The 15,284-nt window shown below is 66.5% G+C and carries 13 protein-coding genes; 3 read left to right on the plus strand and 10 right to left on the minus strand.

Annotation, left to right across the window (positions count from 1 at the left end):
• The first annotated feature begins 47 nt into the window (after window positions 1-47).
• Window positions 48-491, plus strand: coding sequence for a VOC family protein (locus ACTHN1_RS01515; RefSeq protein ID WP_440469209.1), 444 nt, complete (start codon window positions 48-50; stop codon window positions 489-491).
• Between the two features lie 63 nt (window positions 492-554).
• On the opposite strand, the gene ACTHN1_RS01520 is transcribed toward ACTHN1_RS01515, so the two are convergent.
• The 7 genes from ACTHN1_RS01520 to ACTHN1_RS01550 form a co-directional block, all read right to left on the minus strand.
• Window positions 555-1,844, minus strand: coding sequence for a citrate synthase (locus ACTHN1_RS01520; protein ID WP_440469210.1), 1,290 nt, complete (start codon window positions 1,842-1,844; stop codon window positions 555-557).
• A gap of 246 nt (window positions 1,845-2,090) precedes the next feature.
• Window positions 2,091-2,333, minus strand: a complete 243-nt coding sequence (locus ACTHN1_RS01525; protein WP_295379977.1) for a type B 50S ribosomal protein L31 — start codon at window positions 2,331-2,333, stop codon at window positions 2,091-2,093.
• 86 nt (window positions 2,334-2,419) lie between these two features.
• Window positions 2,420-3,358 carry a nucleoside hydrolase gene (locus tag ACTHN1_RS01530; protein WP_440469211.1) on the minus strand — a complete coding sequence of 313 codons (939 nt, stop codon included), beginning with the start codon at window positions 3,356-3,358 and terminating at the stop codon, window positions 2,420-2,422.
• A 69-nt stretch (window positions 3,359-3,427) separates the two neighbouring features.
• Window positions 3,428-5,530 (minus strand): ATP-dependent DNA helicase RecG, encoded by a 2,103-nt coding sequence (gene recG / locus ACTHN1_RS01535; protein WP_440469212.1) that lies wholly within the window; start codon window positions 5,528-5,530, stop codon window positions 3,428-3,430.
• Between the two features lie 79 nt (window positions 5,531-5,609).
• Complete coding sequence (locus ACTHN1_RS01540; RefSeq protein WP_440469213.1) at window positions 5,610-8,045, minus strand: TonB-dependent receptor; 2,436 nt, start codon at window positions 8,043-8,045, stop codon at window positions 5,610-5,612.
• A gap of 38 nt (window positions 8,046-8,083) precedes the next feature.
• Window positions 8,084-9,274 carry an SO2930 family diheme c-type cytochrome gene (locus tag ACTHN1_RS01545; protein WP_440469214.1) on the minus strand — a complete coding sequence of 397 codons (1,191 nt, stop codon included), beginning with the start codon at window positions 9,272-9,274 and terminating at the stop codon, window positions 8,084-8,086.
• A 5-nt stretch (window positions 9,275-9,279) separates the two neighbouring features.
• Entirely contained in the window at window positions 9,280-10,491 is a 1,212-nt protein-coding gene (locus tag ACTHN1_RS01550) for a parallel beta-helix domain-containing protein (protein WP_440469215.1), read from the minus strand.
• 168 nt (window positions 10,492-10,659) lie between these two features.
• On the opposite strand from ACTHN1_RS01550, the gene ACTHN1_RS01555 reads away from it, so the two are divergent.
• The gene (locus tag ACTHN1_RS01555) at window positions 10,660-11,703 is read left to right on the plus strand and encodes an AraC family transcriptional regulator (RefSeq protein ID WP_440469216.1); all 1,044 of its coding nucleotides are present in this window, start codon (window positions 10,660-10,662) and stop codon (window positions 11,701-11,703) included.
• A 21-nt stretch (window positions 11,704-11,724) separates the two neighbouring features.
• On the opposite strand, the gene ACTHN1_RS01560 is transcribed toward ACTHN1_RS01555, so the two are convergent.
• The 3 genes from ACTHN1_RS01560 to rpoZ form a co-directional block, all read right to left on the minus strand.
• Entirely contained in the window at window positions 11,725-12,108 is a 384-nt protein-coding gene (locus tag ACTHN1_RS01560; RefSeq protein ID WP_295380001.1) for a RidA family protein, read from the minus strand.
• 105 nt (window positions 12,109-12,213) lie between these two features.
• A complete protein-coding gene (locus ACTHN1_RS01565; RefSeq protein WP_440469217.1) occupies window positions 12,214-14,358 on the minus strand; it encodes a RelA/SpoT family protein in 2,145 nt (714 codons plus the stop codon).
• A gap of 79 nt (window positions 14,359-14,437) precedes the next feature.
• Entirely contained in the window at window positions 14,438-14,731 is a 294-nt protein-coding gene (gene rpoZ / locus ACTHN1_RS01570) for a DNA-directed RNA polymerase subunit omega (protein WP_440244692.1), read from the minus strand.
• 214 nt (window positions 14,732-14,945) lie between these two features.
• On the opposite strand from rpoZ, the gene ACTHN1_RS01575 reads away from it, so the two are divergent.
• Window positions 14,946-15,284 (plus strand): MlaA family lipoprotein (locus tag ACTHN1_RS01575; protein WP_440469218.1); only part of this gene is annotated, 339 nt, incomplete at its 3' end.

A 15,284-nucleotide genomic window follows, 5' to 3' on the forward strand; every position in this document is an offset into this window, starting at 1 on the left:
GCCACCGGCCGCCTGCATGCTGGCCCTTCCCCAATGGAGAACACGCCATGCCGGTACATGAACTCTTTGCCTATCTGTGCGTCGGCAACGCCGAGGACGCCATCGCCTTCTATCGCGAGGTGCTGGATGCGCGCGAGAAGTTCCGCCTGGTCGAACCCGGCGGCCGGGTCGGACACGTCGAAATCGAGGTCGCCGGCACCACGCTGATGCTGTGCGAACCCTATCCCGAGTACGGCATCGTGCCGCCGGATCCCACGGCCAGCAGTTCGGTGACCCTGCATATCCATGTGGACGATGCCGACGCCACCCTCGCCCGCGCCGTGGACGTGGGCGCGACACTGCTCATGCCGCCGCAGGACATGTTCTATGGCGAGCGTTCCGGCGTGGTGCGCGACCCCTTCGGCCACCGCTGGAACATCGGGCACAGCATCGAGGACGTTACCCCCGAGGAAATGCAGCGGCGCTACGAAGCCATCGACTCACCCTGCTGAAAAAGCAGACGCCCCGCGATAGCGGGGCGTTGCGTTTGGTTCGTCACCGACGGAGCGGATTGCTCAGCGCTGATCGAGGCCCTTGTAATCGCGCACGTCGTAGCCGGTGTAGATCTGGCGCGGGCGGCCAATCTTGGCTTCCGGATCGACCTGCTGTTCCAGCCAGTGCGCCACCCAGCCGGCGGCGCGGCCGATGGCAAACATGACGGTGAACATCTCGGTCGGGATCTTCAGCGCCTTGTAGATGATGCCGCTGTAGAAGTCGACGTTCGGATACAGCTTGCGCTGGATGAAGTAATCATCCTTCAGCGCGGCCTCTTCAAGCTTGAGCGCCACTTCCAGCAGCGGATCGTTGACGCCCAGTTCGCCCAGCACCTTGTGGGTCATCTCGCGGATGATCTTGGCGCGCGGATCGAAATTCTTGTAGACGCGGTGGCCGAAGCCCATCAGGCGGAAGCCGGATTCCTTGTCCTTGGCCTTGGCGACGGCGCTGTCCACCTTGTCCGGGGTGCCGATCTCTTCCAGCATCTTCAGCACGGCCTCGTTGGCGCCGCCGTGGGCCGGGCCCCACAGGGCGGTGATGCCTGCGGCGACGGACGCGTACGGGTTGGCGCCGGTGGAACCGACCAGGCGGACGGTCGAGGTCGATGCGTTCTGCTCGTGATCCGCGTGCAGGATGAACAGCAGATCCAGCGCCTTGGCCACCACCGGGCTCAGTTCCAGCGGTTCGCTCGGCACTTCGAACATCATGTGCAGGAAGCGGTCGACGTATTCCAGGTTGTTGCGCGGATAGCGGATCGGCCAGCCAATCGAGTAGCGGTAGGCGGCGGCGGCGATGGTCGGCACCTTGGCGATCAGGCGGATGGCGGCCAGGCGGCGCTGTTCCGGATCTTCCAGGTCAAGGGTGTCGTGATAGAACGCGGACAGTGAGGCGACCGTGCCGGCCAGCATCGCCATCGGATGCGCGTCGTAGTGGAAGCCGTGCAGGAAGTTCTTCAGCGACTCGTGCATCATCGTGTGATGCGTGACTTCGTGATCGAACTTCTCGAATTCCGCCTTGCTCGGCAGTTCGCCGTTCATCAGCAGATAGGCCACTTCCAGGAAGCTGGAGTTCTTGGCCAGCTGCTCGATCGGGTAGCCGCGATACAGCAGCACGCCGTTGTCGCCATCGATGTAGGTGATGGCCGACTTGCAGCTGGCGGTGGCGGTGAAACCGGAATCGTAGGTGAAAAGACCGGTTTCCTTGGTCAACTTGGAGATGTCCACGCAGTTGTTGCCCAGCGTGGGTTTCAGGACCGGCAGGTTGACGGATTTGTCGCCGGCGGTCAGCGTGACCTGGTCGAGATCGGACACAGTGTGCGCTCCTTCGTGGGGAAGCGCCGGCCGCTTGCACGGTCGGCGTGTGACGGGAGTCCGGAGGGGGGGGCCTCGGATAACGTCGATTATCGCACACGCGCTTTGGAGTCGTCGCTCGGTTCCAGACCAAACTCAGACCAAAGCATAAGTCGCCACGCAACGCCGATTACGCGGCCTCCGGAACGCGGAAACGCAAACGGCCGCGCACCTGGCGCGGCCGTTGCGGGGCGAATCGACAGCCGCTCAGCGCGCGTAGCGCTTCTGGAACTTGTCGATGCGGCCGCTGGTGTCGATGACCTTGTGCTTGCCCGTGTAGAACGGATGCGAAGCGGAGGAAATTTCAACCTTGATCAGCGGATAGTCGTTGCCGTCTTCCCACTTCGTCGTTTCCTTGCTGCCCAGGGTCGAGCGGGTCAGGAACTTGAAATCGGAGGTCACGTCGTGGAAGACGACTTCGCGGTATTCGGGATGGATGTCGGCCTTCATGGCGGGCACACCGTGTTGCGGGATAGGGAAGAGCGGCATTGTAGCCCGCCCTCCCCTCCCGGCGCAAGTCGCCCTCCTGTCCGGCCTCAGCGGGCGGCCAGGGCGGCCTGGATCAGGGCCTCGAACCGCTCCTGGTCGTATTTGAGCAGGATGTCGACCTTGTCCGGCTGGCCGCCTTCCCGCCGCCAGTCCACGACGCTGGCGCCCCGGCTGTGGGCGCCCTCCAGCTCGATCGCCAGCGGCCGGAGCGCCCGTTCCAGCGTGCCTTCCGGCGCCAGCGCGAAGGCCATGGCCAAAGCATCGGCGGCATACCAGTAGTCGCCCCGGCGGTCGATCGACCACAGCCGGGTCTTTTCCGAGATGCCGGCGTAGAACCGGGCCCGGTCCGAATCGGCCCGCAGCCAGTCGGCGACCCGCTCGTGGTGCAGGCCATGGGCGATGGTGGCCTCCCAGTCGGCCAGTTCGATGCGCTCGAAGGCTTCGAACACCAGATGGGCCGCTTCCGGATCGAAATAGAAATTGAACTCCGCCGCCGGCGTGATGTTGCCGTGCGCGGTCACCGCGCCGCCCATCACCACGAAGCGGGCGACCCGCCGCGGCAGGGTCGGATCCAGCTTGAGCGCCAACGCGATGTTGGTCAGCGGTCCCAGCGCGACCAGGGTCAGCTTGCCGGCATGCTGGTGCGACAGGCGCAGGATGGCCAGTGCGGCATGTTCGGTTTCGGCCTGCTTGGCGGGCGCGTCGTAGCCGATGTCGCCGAAGCCATCCTGCCCATGCACATAACCGGCGTCGGGCGCCGGGTGCAGCAGCGGCTCCGGCGCACCGGCGAATACCGGAATGTCGCCGCGTCCGCTGATCTCGCACAGCTTCAGTGCGTTGCGCACGGTGTGCTTCAGGCCGACGTTGCCGGCCGCGATGGTCAGTCCGATCACTTCATGGCGTTGATCGTTGAATGCCATCAACAGCGCCAGCGCGTCGTCTACGCCGGGATCGGTATCAATCAGCAGTGGAATCCTGTCGCTCATGCTTCTTCTTCGTTCATGTCGGTTGGCCTGCGAGTCTGGCACCGATGGGTGACGAACGAAAGTCGAGGCTCAGGCACCCGCGTAGCGGGCCGCGCCGCCGACCCAGCGCTGGATGATGCGATCCGCCAGCGCGGGCGATTCACCCAGCAGGCGATCGGCCAGCTCGCGCACCTGCGGCAGCAGGCCCGCGTCGCGCGCCAGATCCGCGACCCGGAACGTCGCCAGGCCGGTCTGCCGGGTGCCCAACAGTTCGCCCGGCCCGCGCAGCTCCAGATCCTTCTCGGCGATGACGAAACCGTCGTTGGTCTCGCGCATGGTCGCCAGGCGCTGCTTGGCCATCTGCGACAACGGCGCCTGGTACATCAACACGCAGGTGGACGCGGTCGCGCCGCGTCCCACCCGTCCACGCAGCTGGTGCAACTGCGCCAGTCCGAGCCGTTCGGCGTTCTCGATGATCATCAGCGAGGCGTTGGGCACGTCCACGCCGACTTCGATCACGGTGGTGGCGACCAGCAGATCACTCTCGCCCTGCTTGAACGCGCGCATCGCCGCCTGCTTCTCGGCCGCCTTCATGCGCCCGTGGACCAGCGCGATGCGCAGCTCCGGCAACGCGGCGGAGAGTTGCTCGTAGGTGGTCTGGGCGGCCTGCGCAATCACCTCGTCACTGTCATCGATCAGCGTGCAGACCCAGTACGCCTGCCGCCCTTCGGCGCAGGCGGCGCGGATGCGCTCCACCAGCTCCGGCCGACGCTCCGCGCTGAACGCCACGGTCTGCACCGGCGTGCGGCCGGGCGGCAGTTCATCGATGGCCGAGACATCGAGATCCGCGTACGCGGCCATCGCCAGGGTGCGCGGAATCGGCGTGGCGGTCATCACCAGCTGGTGCGGCACGGATTTGCCGCTGGCGCCCTTGTCGCGCAGCGCCAGGCGCTGGTGGACGCCGAAGCGATGCTGTTCGTCGACGATCGCCAGGGCCAGGTCATGGAACGCCACCGCCTCCTGCATCAGCGCATGGGTGCCCACCACCACCTGCGCCTTGCCCGAAGCGACCTCTTCCAGCACCTGCGCGCGTGCCTTGCCCGTGACCTTGCCGGCAAGCCATGCGACCCGGATGCCCAGCGGTTCCAGCCACTGCCGCAGGTTGGCCAGGTGCTGCTCGGCCAGCAGTTCGGTGGGCGCGGCCAACGCCGCCTGCCGGCCCGCCTCGACCGCCAGCATCGCCGCCATCGCCGCGACCACGGTCTTGCCGCTGCCGACATCGCCCTGCACCAGCCGCAGCATCGGCGACGGCTGCCTGAGATCCTCGCGGATCTGCTTGAACACACGCTGCTGTGCGCCGGTCAGGCGGAACGGCAGCGACTTCGCCAGTTGGCCCGCCAGGGCGCCACGTCCGGTCAACGCCGGCGCGTGATGGCGCTGCAACGCGATGCGCTGCCGGCGCAGGCTCAGGTGATGGGCCAGCAGTTCTTCCATCGCCAGCCGACGCTGGGCCGGATGCCGTCCCAATGACAGCGCCTGCAGATCGGCGTCGCGCGGCGGCCGGTGCATGACCAGCAACGCTTCGCGCAGCGGTGGCAGGCCGGCCTCGCGCAGCAGGCCGTCCGGCAGCAGTTCCAGCGACGCCTCCGCGGGCAACCGATCCAGCGCCTGACCGACCAGCTTGCGCAGGCTGGCCGGTCCGACGCCCTCGACGGCCGGATAGATGGGATCCAGCGCTTCGCCGAGCGCGACATCCGCGTCCGCGTCGAGCACCCGGTAACTGGGATGGACGATTTCCAGCCCGTGTTGCCCGGGCTTGGGCGTGCCGTAGCAGCGCACCCGCGTGCCGGGCGCGAACTGCGCCACCTGCGCGGCGCGGAAATGGAAGAACCGCAGCACCACGGTCGCGTGCGAATCATCGCCGACCGCCACCCGGAGCACCGGACGATAGCGGAACCCGCGCTCGACCGCCTCGACCCGGCCTTCCAGCTGCGCCGGCACGCCGGGTTTGAGCGCGCGGATGGGCGTGAGCGCGGTACGGTCCTCGTAACGCAGCGGCAGGTGCAGCCACAGATCCTGCAGGGTCAACAGGCCGCGCGCCGCCAGCTTCTCGGCGATGCGTGCGCCCACGCCCTTCAGCGAAGCGATCGGAAGACGGGCCACCTCATCGGCCCCGGGACTGGCATGCGGCATGGTGCAAGCATGCCGGGGATCGCGGTGCGATTGCCAGCCCGGGAGCGGTTCCGGCGCGCGCCGGAACCGCCCGCCGGCGTCAGAACCGGGCGCTGAACTCCACGCCGACCTGGCGCGGCGCCGAGATCGAGGCGAACGGCGTGCCCAAAACGGAGGCGGAGATGTTGTTCACCCCGGTCACGTAGCGCTTGTCGAACACGTTGTTGCCGTAGATGCCCACGCCCCACATGCCATCGGCCGAGGACCACTGCACGCGCATGTCGGTGCGGTTCTGCGCCTCCCCGGTGCGGAAGGCGGGGCTGGCCTGGCAGGTGCCCTGGGTCTCCGATTCGGCATTGCAGCGGCTCTTGCCGCGATAGGCGTGCAGCAGCGAGAAACGCACGTCCCCGCCATCGCCCAGGGACCACGTGTAGCCCGCGCCCAGCGAGGCCGACAGGTAGGGCTCGCCGGTGGGATCGCCGGAAATGTCGCGGCCGTTGGTGGACAGGCCATCCTTGTAGGTCGCATCGATGAACGAGGTATTGAAGGTCAGGTCCAGACCGGTGACCGGCCGCCACTGCAGATCCACGTCCACGCCCCAGGCCTGCATGTCGCTGGTATCGACAATGTAGCGCGGCACGCCGGAGCCGGCGGTGTTCAGGTCCAGGCTGATGGCCTGGCGGTCCTTGTAGATGTAGTAGTAGCCCGACGCGTTGAGCGACAGCTTCTGTTCCGGGAACACGGTCTTGATGCCGAACTCGGCGTTCCAGACGTCCTCGTTGTCGAACTGCGACTGCGGCTGCACGCTGTTGAAGCCACCGGCCTTGTAGCCCTTGGCCAGCGAGCCGAACACCATGGTGTTGTCGTTCACCGCATAGTCCACGACGAAGCGCGGGCTGAGATCGGTCCAGGATTTCTTGCGGCTGTTCTTCACCCCCTCCAGTTCGCCGAAGGCGAACACGAAGTCCTGGTTGAACATGTCCGCGCTGACCGGATAGCCCATCTGCTGGAGCAGTTCGAAGAAGCCCTGCTGATCCAGCATCGCCACCGTCGCGTCCAGGGTCGCCGCGTCGCGTGCGCCGTTGAACCAGCTGAAATCCTTGCGGTCATGGGTCAGGCGCAGGCCGAAGGTCAGGTTCCAGCGGTCGTTGACGTGCCAGATGACGTCGCCGAACGCCGCATAGGCTTCCGCCTTGCCATGGTTGACCATGCTCTCGCGCCAGGAATGTCCCTGCAGGCGCAGCGGCATGCCGGCGCCTTCCAGCACCTGGTCCAGCAAGGCGATGATGTTGACCCCGCCGAAGTTCGGCAGGTTGCCCATCGCGGTGCCCACGCTGTCGGTGAACAGATTGGTCTCGCTGGTCTGATCGGCCTCCTCCTTGAACCAGCTGGCGCCCGCCACCCAGTCGAACCCGCCGGATACGCCGGAGAACTTGAACTCCTGGTAGTAGCTGCGGTTGCTCTCGATGTTGGCGGTGTCGAAGTACAGGTTGATGCGGTTGGTGCCGTCCTCGTCCTCGCGGTTGACCGTGTCGAAGTCGCGTACGGCGGTGGTCGACTGCAGGCTGCCCCAAGGGAAGGCGTGATCGATCTGCAGGGTCACGCCGTTGAAGGTGCGGGACTCTTCGTTGTTGACCACGTCGTTGAACACCGGCGCCTTCAGCGGGTTGCGGTAGGTCAGCGGATTGGCCGGATACGGCGCCGGCGCCGGATAGGGTTCCAGCGCCACCAGGCCGACCGCCGGACGCGCCAGCTGATCGATGTTCTCGTAGTCCCAGGACAGGTTGAGCGTGGTCGATTCGCCCAGATCCGAACGCCAGGCCACGCGCATGGCCACCGTGTCCTCGGGATTGAGCCGGCCCCCGGTTCCCGCGTCGGTCATCCAGCCATCGCTGTGGTTGGACAGCGCGCTGAAACGCAGCGCGTGGCGCTCGCCGAAGGGCACGTTCACCAGCCCGGACAGATAGCGGCGTCCGTCCTCCCCCACGCGGATGCGGGCATTGCCCTCGGCCACGTTGCTCGGCTTGTTGGTGATGATGGACACGGCGCCGGCCGCGCTGTTGCGGCCGAACAGGGTGCCCTGCGGTCCCTTCAGCACCTCGATGCGCTCGATGTCGTTGAAGGCCAGCATCGCGCCGCCGGTGCGCGCCGAGTAGACGCCATCGATGTAGACACCCACCGCCGGATCGGTGCCGATGCCGAAATCGCCGGTGGAGATGCCGCGGATGGCGTAGCGCGGCTGGGTAGGACTGCCGTCGGTGACCTCCAGTCCGGGCACGAACATGTCCAGATCACCGATGTCGGTGGCGGCCACCTGATCGATCATCTCGCCATTGAGCACGTTGATGGCGATCGGCACGTCCTTGAGTTCCTGTTCGCGGCTCTGCGCGGTCACCTTGATGGTGTCCAGCGTGGTCGCCTCCTCCTGCGCGGGCGCGGACTGCCCCCACGCGGCACCCGACATCCCCAGCAATGCGCAGCTTCCGAACAGGGCTCGCCGCAACCCCACCACCAGACACCGTTGATTCAAGTTCATCACTCCCTCCCAGAAGCATTGTCTTTACGGATTTGCCCTCAAATGGACGCCGGTACCGCTTCTCCCCCCGGCCCATCCCCATCGCAATCGCCATGCTGCGCGCGAATCCACGCATCAATCAGTTCGACGCCCTCGCGATGCACGACCGAGCGCCCCAGTTCCGGCATCATCACCGCCGGGTCGGCGCTGTTCATGCGGAAGCTCAGGATCGACTCGTCCGGCTTGCCCGGCTCGATGTCATGCCGGCGGTTGCCGGTGCCCTTGCCGGCCGCGATCGGCTGCTTGCAGAAGCCCAGTTTCAGTCGCTCGTGCGTTCCCGCGTCCAGCCACAGACCGGACGTGATCGCCGGTCCGGTCGGGCTGTGGCAGTGGCCGCAGTTGACGTCCAGGTAGGCCCGCGCGCGCGCGTCCAGGCTGGCGCCGGCGGTGTCCATCCAGTCCGCGTCGCGCGGCGCCTGCGCCGGCGCGGGCGCACCGGTCAGGTAACCGACGCGTGCCAGGTGGGCCAACTGGTTCTCGCGCCCGCCCCGGTAGTCGAAATCGCGGTTCAGATGGCGCGCCTTCGGCCCGATCGGCGACAGCTGGCGCGACCGGTTGTCGGTCATGTGGCAGCCGCCGCACTGGTTCTGATCCGGCACCTGGTACGCGGCTTCCTCGCGCTGGCCCGACGCATCGACCAGATCGAGCGTGATCAGATCCCCGGTGCGTTTGAGCGTGGCTTCGGTCTGCGCCTCGTTCCAGACATACGGCATCGCCACCCAGCCCGATTCCCGCCGCACCAGCAGGCGGGTTTCGATCAGGCGCACGCGCGACAGATCCAGCGATTCCTGTTCCAGCATGCTTGCCGACGGCGGCGTGCGTGCCACCGAACGGCCATCCCACGCCTTCCCGGCAGGCAACGGATAGTAGAAAGTCTTGCTGATGATGGTGCCCACCGGGAAATCGAACGCCGCGTCGGGCCGATACGCGGCGCTCCTGCCCTTGGGCATCCAGATCGTGCGGAGCTTGTGGGCGTAATCGCTGAACAGCGGCGTGTTGAGATCGTACGGCACCACGCCTTCGTTCAATTTCAGGCGACCCGCCTCGATGCGCAGGACATGCCAGTCGTCCAGGCGTGCCGGCTGTCCCTCGGCGAAAAAGGTCACGTCCTGCGAACGCTTGCATCCCGTGAACAGCACGGCGGCCAACAACGCGGCGATGGCCATCCCCGCGGCCCGGTACTTCCGCATCGCGCTCAACCCCGCTTCAGATCAACCGCCGGCAGACGCGGCAGCTCGCACTGGAAGGCCTGCGTGTCCTTGCTCGGATTCTTGTAGCCGCCGGGACCGTCGGCGTTGATCACGCCGCTGACGTCGCGCAGGCAGATCTCCGGTCCGCGCGCCTGGCCATCGACCTTGCGGTCCTTGTTGTAGTAACCATCCCACAATACGTCGGGGAAATTCCCGCGCAGGCCGTACATCGCCACCTTCAACGCCTTCAGGTCGAAGCCGTCCGGCGAGTCGCCGCCACCGGACAGGGTGTTGCCATGCACGTAGACGCGCTCCGGATACGGATCGAAGGTTTCCGATTTGCTCGAATCCTTGTAGCCCGTGGAATAGACGCTGGAGATGATGATGTTGGTGGTCGCGTTGTCGCGGATCTCGTTGCCGAAGATCTCGATGTCGTCGTTGGAGTTGACCACCACGCCGGAACCGGCCGGGACGCTGGCCACCGGGGTGCCCTTGGCGCCGAAGTTCTCGTGGTTGTTGGCGATCACCTTGTTGTTGAACACCCGGATGTTGCCGCCCTGCTGTTTCAGGCCGGGCATGTTGAATACCAGGATGCCGCCGGTGTTGCCGGTGGCGACGTTGTCGTAGACGTCGGCGTTGATGGTGTTCTCGATCTCGATGCCGGCCACGTTCTGCTCTGCGCGGCTGCGCCGCACGATGACGCCGTCGGACTGGCCCACGTAGATGCCGGCGTCGGACGCGCCGATGGAAACCGAGTCCTCGATCAGCACGTTCTTCGCCAGCACCGGATACAGGCCGTAGGCGCCGTTCTTGGTGCTCGCACCGCCGGTCCATTCGACCTTCACGCCCCGGATGGTGATGTTTTCCGACTCGCTGATCTTCAGGCCGTCGCCCTTGGAATCCTGGATAGTCAGGTTCTCGATGGCGAAGTCGTCGCCGTTGACCAGCAGGCCCTCGGCGCCGGCTTTCTGGCCCTTGAAGCTGAGCACGGTCTTGTCCATGCCGGCGCCGCGGATGGTCACGCCGTTCGCGCGCAGGGTCAGGCTGCGATCGAAATGATAGGTGCCGGCGGGTATCTCGATGACATCGCCCGGCTTGGCGTCGAGCAGGCGCTCATGAAGCTTCTGCGCGAAATCCGCGCTGGCCGCGTCGGCCTTGGGCGTCTGTTCGTCGGTCTTCGGTTGGCAGGCCGCCAGCGCCAGTGCCAGACCCGCCATCAACATCGTCCGCTGCATCGCGTTCCCTCCCCGGTCATCGCGCGGCGGCCGGCGGCTACCATACGCGTGCGAATTCAGTAATCGAGAGTCTTGTCCCACTGGTTTCCCCGAAGTAGGGCAGGAGCGGCATACTTGGGGGGGCAAAGCGGACAAGCTGGAGGGGCTTCGATGCGCCGTAAACTGGGCCTGGACGGGGGCAATCGCCTGTCCATCGCCAATCTGCCGACCAACATGCTGTGCAGCCTGGTGCTGCTCGCGGGCGAGTTGGGCGTGAACTGCGAGCCCTGGTTCAGCGGGCTCCGGCTGACACCGCGCGAGATCCAGGACCCGCAGGCGCGGGTGTCCTACCGACAGGCCACCGAGGTCATCCGTCGCGCCCTGCCCACCCTGCCGATCGAGGATGTCGGCCTGGCCCTGGGCGGCAACCAGAACGGCAGCAACTTCGGCCTGCTCGGGCTGGCGATGCGGATGGCGCCGAACTTCGGCGAGGCGGTCAACATCGGCCTGACCTACCAGCGCAACCTGGGCCCGCTGATGGATCTTCAGCTGGTGCAGGAGGATCCGGACGTGGTCTCGGTGGTGGCGACCACCCCGCTGGACCTGCCGGAGATTCTTCCGTTCCTGTGCGAGGAGATGTTCTCCAGCGTGCTCATGCTGGCGCGCGAACTGGCGGGTCCGGAGTTCCATCCGGTGCGGCTGGATCTGACCTACGCCGCGCCGGCCTACGCCAGCAAGTACAACCGGATGTTCGAGTGCGAGGTGCGGTTCCGCCAGAGCCAGAACCGGATGCTGGTGGATCGCAGCTGGTTCTCGCTGCCGTTTTCCAGCTACAACCCGGTGGGTTCGCAGCAGGTGCTGGCGCTGTGCCACGCGCAGCTGGCGGCGGTGGCGACCTCCGGAGAAGCCACCGCGGCAGTGGAACGGCAGTTGCGGCCACGCCTGCGCGAGAACCCGCAGATGACCGAGATCGCGACCGCACTGCATCTGAGCGAGCGTACCCTGCGTCGCCAGCTGGCCGACGAAGGCCAGCGATTCAGCGACATCCACGACCGCGTGCGTACCGATCGCGCGCTGGAACTGCTGCAGGACCGCGAACTGACCATCGCCTATATCGGCACCCAGTTGGGCTTCAACGACGTGCGCGAGTTCCGTCGCGCCTTCAAGCGCTGGACCGGGCATACGCCCAGCGAAGCGCGCGATCGCATGGTGTGATCGCGCGCTTCGGCGCCGGCATCAGCCGGTGACCATCACCGCGTCGACCTCGAACGCCGCGCCCTTGGGCAGGCCGGCCACTTCGATGGTGGAGCGCGCCGGGAACGGCGCCTGGAAATAGTCCTGCATCACCGCGTTGACTTTGGCGAACTCGCCCAGGTCGGTCAGGTACAGGCCCAGGCGGACGATGTCCCCCAGCGAGCCGCCGGCGGCTTCGGCCACTGCCTTGAGGTTGTCGAACGCGCGGCGCGCCTGCGCCTCGATGTCGCCTTCGACCAGGTTGCCGGTGGCCGGATCCAGCGGAATCTGGCCGGAGAAATACACGGTGTTGCCCGCGCGCACGGCCTGCGAGTACGGGCCGATGGCGGCCGGCGCCTGCTCCGTGTGGATGATCTGCTTGCTCATGGGGCGCTCCTTTCTGGAAAGGCGGGGATTTTACCCGAGGCGGCAACCCGCCACGGCACACCATCCCCGTCTCATCGCTCCCCAGAAGGGAATCCAGACTCCGCTCTACTGGCGGCGGACGCCGTGGACGACATTCAGACGGCGCAGCCGGCGCATCACTTCGGCCAGGTGGTTGCGGTCGCGCACCTGGATGGAGAAACGCAGCACCGCCACGTTGATGTCGCGCTCCAGATACTCCACCCGCTCGATGTTGGATTGGCTCTTGGCCACCGCCGCGGCGACCTGCGCCAGCACCCCGGGACGGTTCTCCACGTCGATCAGCAGCGAGGCGTCGTAGTCGCCGGTGACGTTGGCGTCCCAGGCGATCGGCACCCAGCGCTCGGGCGACTTGCGGAACTCGACGACGTTGGGGCAATCCATGCGATGCACCACGATGCCCTTGCCGGCGGTGTGGTAACCCATGATCTCGTCGCCGGGAATCGGCTGGCAGCAGTTGGCGAAACTGACCACGCCGCGCTCGGTGCCCTTGATGAGGATCTTTTCCTGCGAATGCCGCGAATGTCCGCCGGCGCGCAGCTCGGCATGCGCGGTCAGCGCCTGCGCGGCCTGCCCCGGCATCCAGTTGCCGAGCGCGATGTCGGCCAGGAACGCCTCCAGCCGCGGGTAGCGGTGTTCGAGCAGGAATGTATCCAGGCGCTGTTGCGGCAACCGTTCCAGCGAGCTGTCCAGTTCCTCCAGCGCGCGATCCAGCATGCGGTGGCCCAGCTGCACCGCGTCCTCATGCTCCAGTTGCTTGAGCTGGTGGCGGATGGCGGTGCGCGCCTTGCTGGTCACCACGAACTCCAGCCACTGCGGCTTGGGCGCGGCGGACTTGGCGGTGATGATTTCCACGCTCTGCCCGCTGGCCAGCTTGGTGCGCAGCGGCACCAGCTTCTTGTCCACCCGGGAAGCCACCGCCTGGTTGCCGACGTCGGTGTGCACGGCGTAGGCGAAGTCGAGCGCGGTCGAATTCCTCGGCAACGACAGGATCTTGCCCTTCGGCGTGAACAGGTAGACCTCGTCCGGGAACAGGTCGACCTTGACGTTCTCGATGAACTCGAGCGGCGAAGGCATCTCGGTCTGCCGGTCGACGAGGTTGGACAGCCATTCGCGCGCGCGCGACTGCGCGCTGTTCGCCGGCGCGGCATCGGTCTTGTAGGCCCAGTGCGCGGCGACCCCGCGCTCGGCGACGGCGTCCATCTCCTCGGTGCGGATCTGGATCTCGATCGGCGCGCCGAACGGCCCGAACAGGACGGTGTGCAGCGACTGGTAGCCGTTCGCCTTCGGGATCGCGATGAAATCGCGGAAGCGGCCGTCGAGCGGCTTGTACAACGCGTGCACCGCGCCGAGCGCCTGGTAACAGTGCGCGACGCTGTCGACGACGACGCGAAAGCCGTACACGTCCATCACCTGGGTGAACGATTTGTGTTCGGCGCGCATCTTCGAATAGATGCTGTAGGGCGACTTGATCCGGCTCACCACGCGATGGGCGATCTGCTCCGCGCCCAGGCGCGTATGCACCGCTTCCTCGATGCGTGCCATCGCCTCGCGCCGGTTGCCGAACACGGCGCGGATGCGCTCGGCGATCACGCGATGGCGGTCCGGATGGAACATGCGGAAACCGAGGTCCTGGAGTTCCGCCTTGAAGCGATTCATGCCCAGGCGCTGGGCAATCGGCGCGTAGATCTCCAGCGTTTCGCGCGCGATGCGCCGGCGTGATTCCGCTTCCATCGCGCCGAGCGTGCGCATGTTGTGCAGGCGATCGGCGAGTTTGATCAGGATCACGCGCAGGTCGCGCGCCATCGCGAGCAGCATCTTGCGGAAGCTCTCCGCGGCGGCCTCCTGGCGGCTGCGGAAGCGCACCTTGTCGAGCTTGGTGACCCCGTCGACGAGCGCCATCACGGACTGGCCGAACTCGGCCGTGATCTGCTCGGAGGTGAGCGCGGTGTCCTCGAGCGTGTCGTGGAGGATCGCCGCGATGATCGTCTCCGCATCCATGCCGAGCTCGGCAAGGATGCCGGCGACGGCGACCGGATGGGTGATGTACGGCTCGCCGCTGCGCCGCGTCTGGCCCGCGTGCGCGAGCGCGCCGATCTCGTAGGCGCGGCGCACGCGTTCGACCTGCTCGGGCGGCAGGTAGGCGGCTAGTTGCTGTTCGAGTGCCCGCATGTCGGCCGGAGGCCGGTTCGCCTCCGGCGCCTTCGCGCGCATGGACGTGGTCGTGACCATGGCGCCGGCGCAGCCCGTCAGGCTACCCCGTGGGATCGGCTACTCCTGCAGGCAGGTTCCATCAGAGGTCGTCGCCGCCCTTGCTGAGATCGTCGTCGACTTCGGCCGCGGCCCATTCGAGCGCCTCGCGCTCCTTGCGCTCGCGTTCCTGCTTGTCGATCTCGTCGATCATGGTCTGGTCGACCTTGCGGTCGGCGATCTCGCGCAGCGCGAGCACGGTGGGCTTGTCGTTGTGTCCGTCGACGGCCGCCGTCGCGCCCTTCGCGAGCTGGCGCGCGCGACGCGTCGCCATCAGCACCAGCTCGAAGCGGTTGTCGACCACCTCGAGGCAATCTTCCACGGTGATCCGTGCCATTCTTGCTCTCCGCCAAAATCGAAGCCAATTCATGGCTTTACGATCAGTCATTGTAGCGCCACGGATTGCTGCGGTGCAATCTCCCGCTGAACGGTGCGCAAATCGCCCGGCGCGCGCACGGGTTCATGGCAGCAGTGAATTCGCGTAGCCTTGCATCGTGGAAAGGAATACCCACGTGCTGCGGAGCCCTGCGTCCGCGCCCAAGAGACCCGTGATGTCCCCGACTCCGACCCCTGCCCATCTGCGTGCGGGCCTGACGGCCTTGTGCGTCGCCCTCCTCGCCGGCTGCACGATCGCCAAGCCCCGTACGGACGATCCGTGGGAGGGCTTCAACCGCAAGATGTACGCGTTCAACGACGCCGCGGACAAGGCGGTGATCCGCCCGACGGCGATGGCCTACCGCAAGGTCACGAGCGCGAACATGCGGCGCGTGATCGCGAATTTCTTCGCGAACATCCGTATGCCGATCACGATCGTCAACGACCTGCTGCAGGTCGAGCCGAAGCTGGCCCTGCGCAATACTGGCCGCTTCGCGATCAACACCACGCTCGGC

The sequence above is a fragment of the Pseudoxanthomonas sp. genome (genome assembly GCF_051953815.1).
GTDB lineage: Bacteria > Pseudomonadota > Gammaproteobacteria > Xanthomonadales > Xanthomonadaceae > Pseudoxanthomonas_A.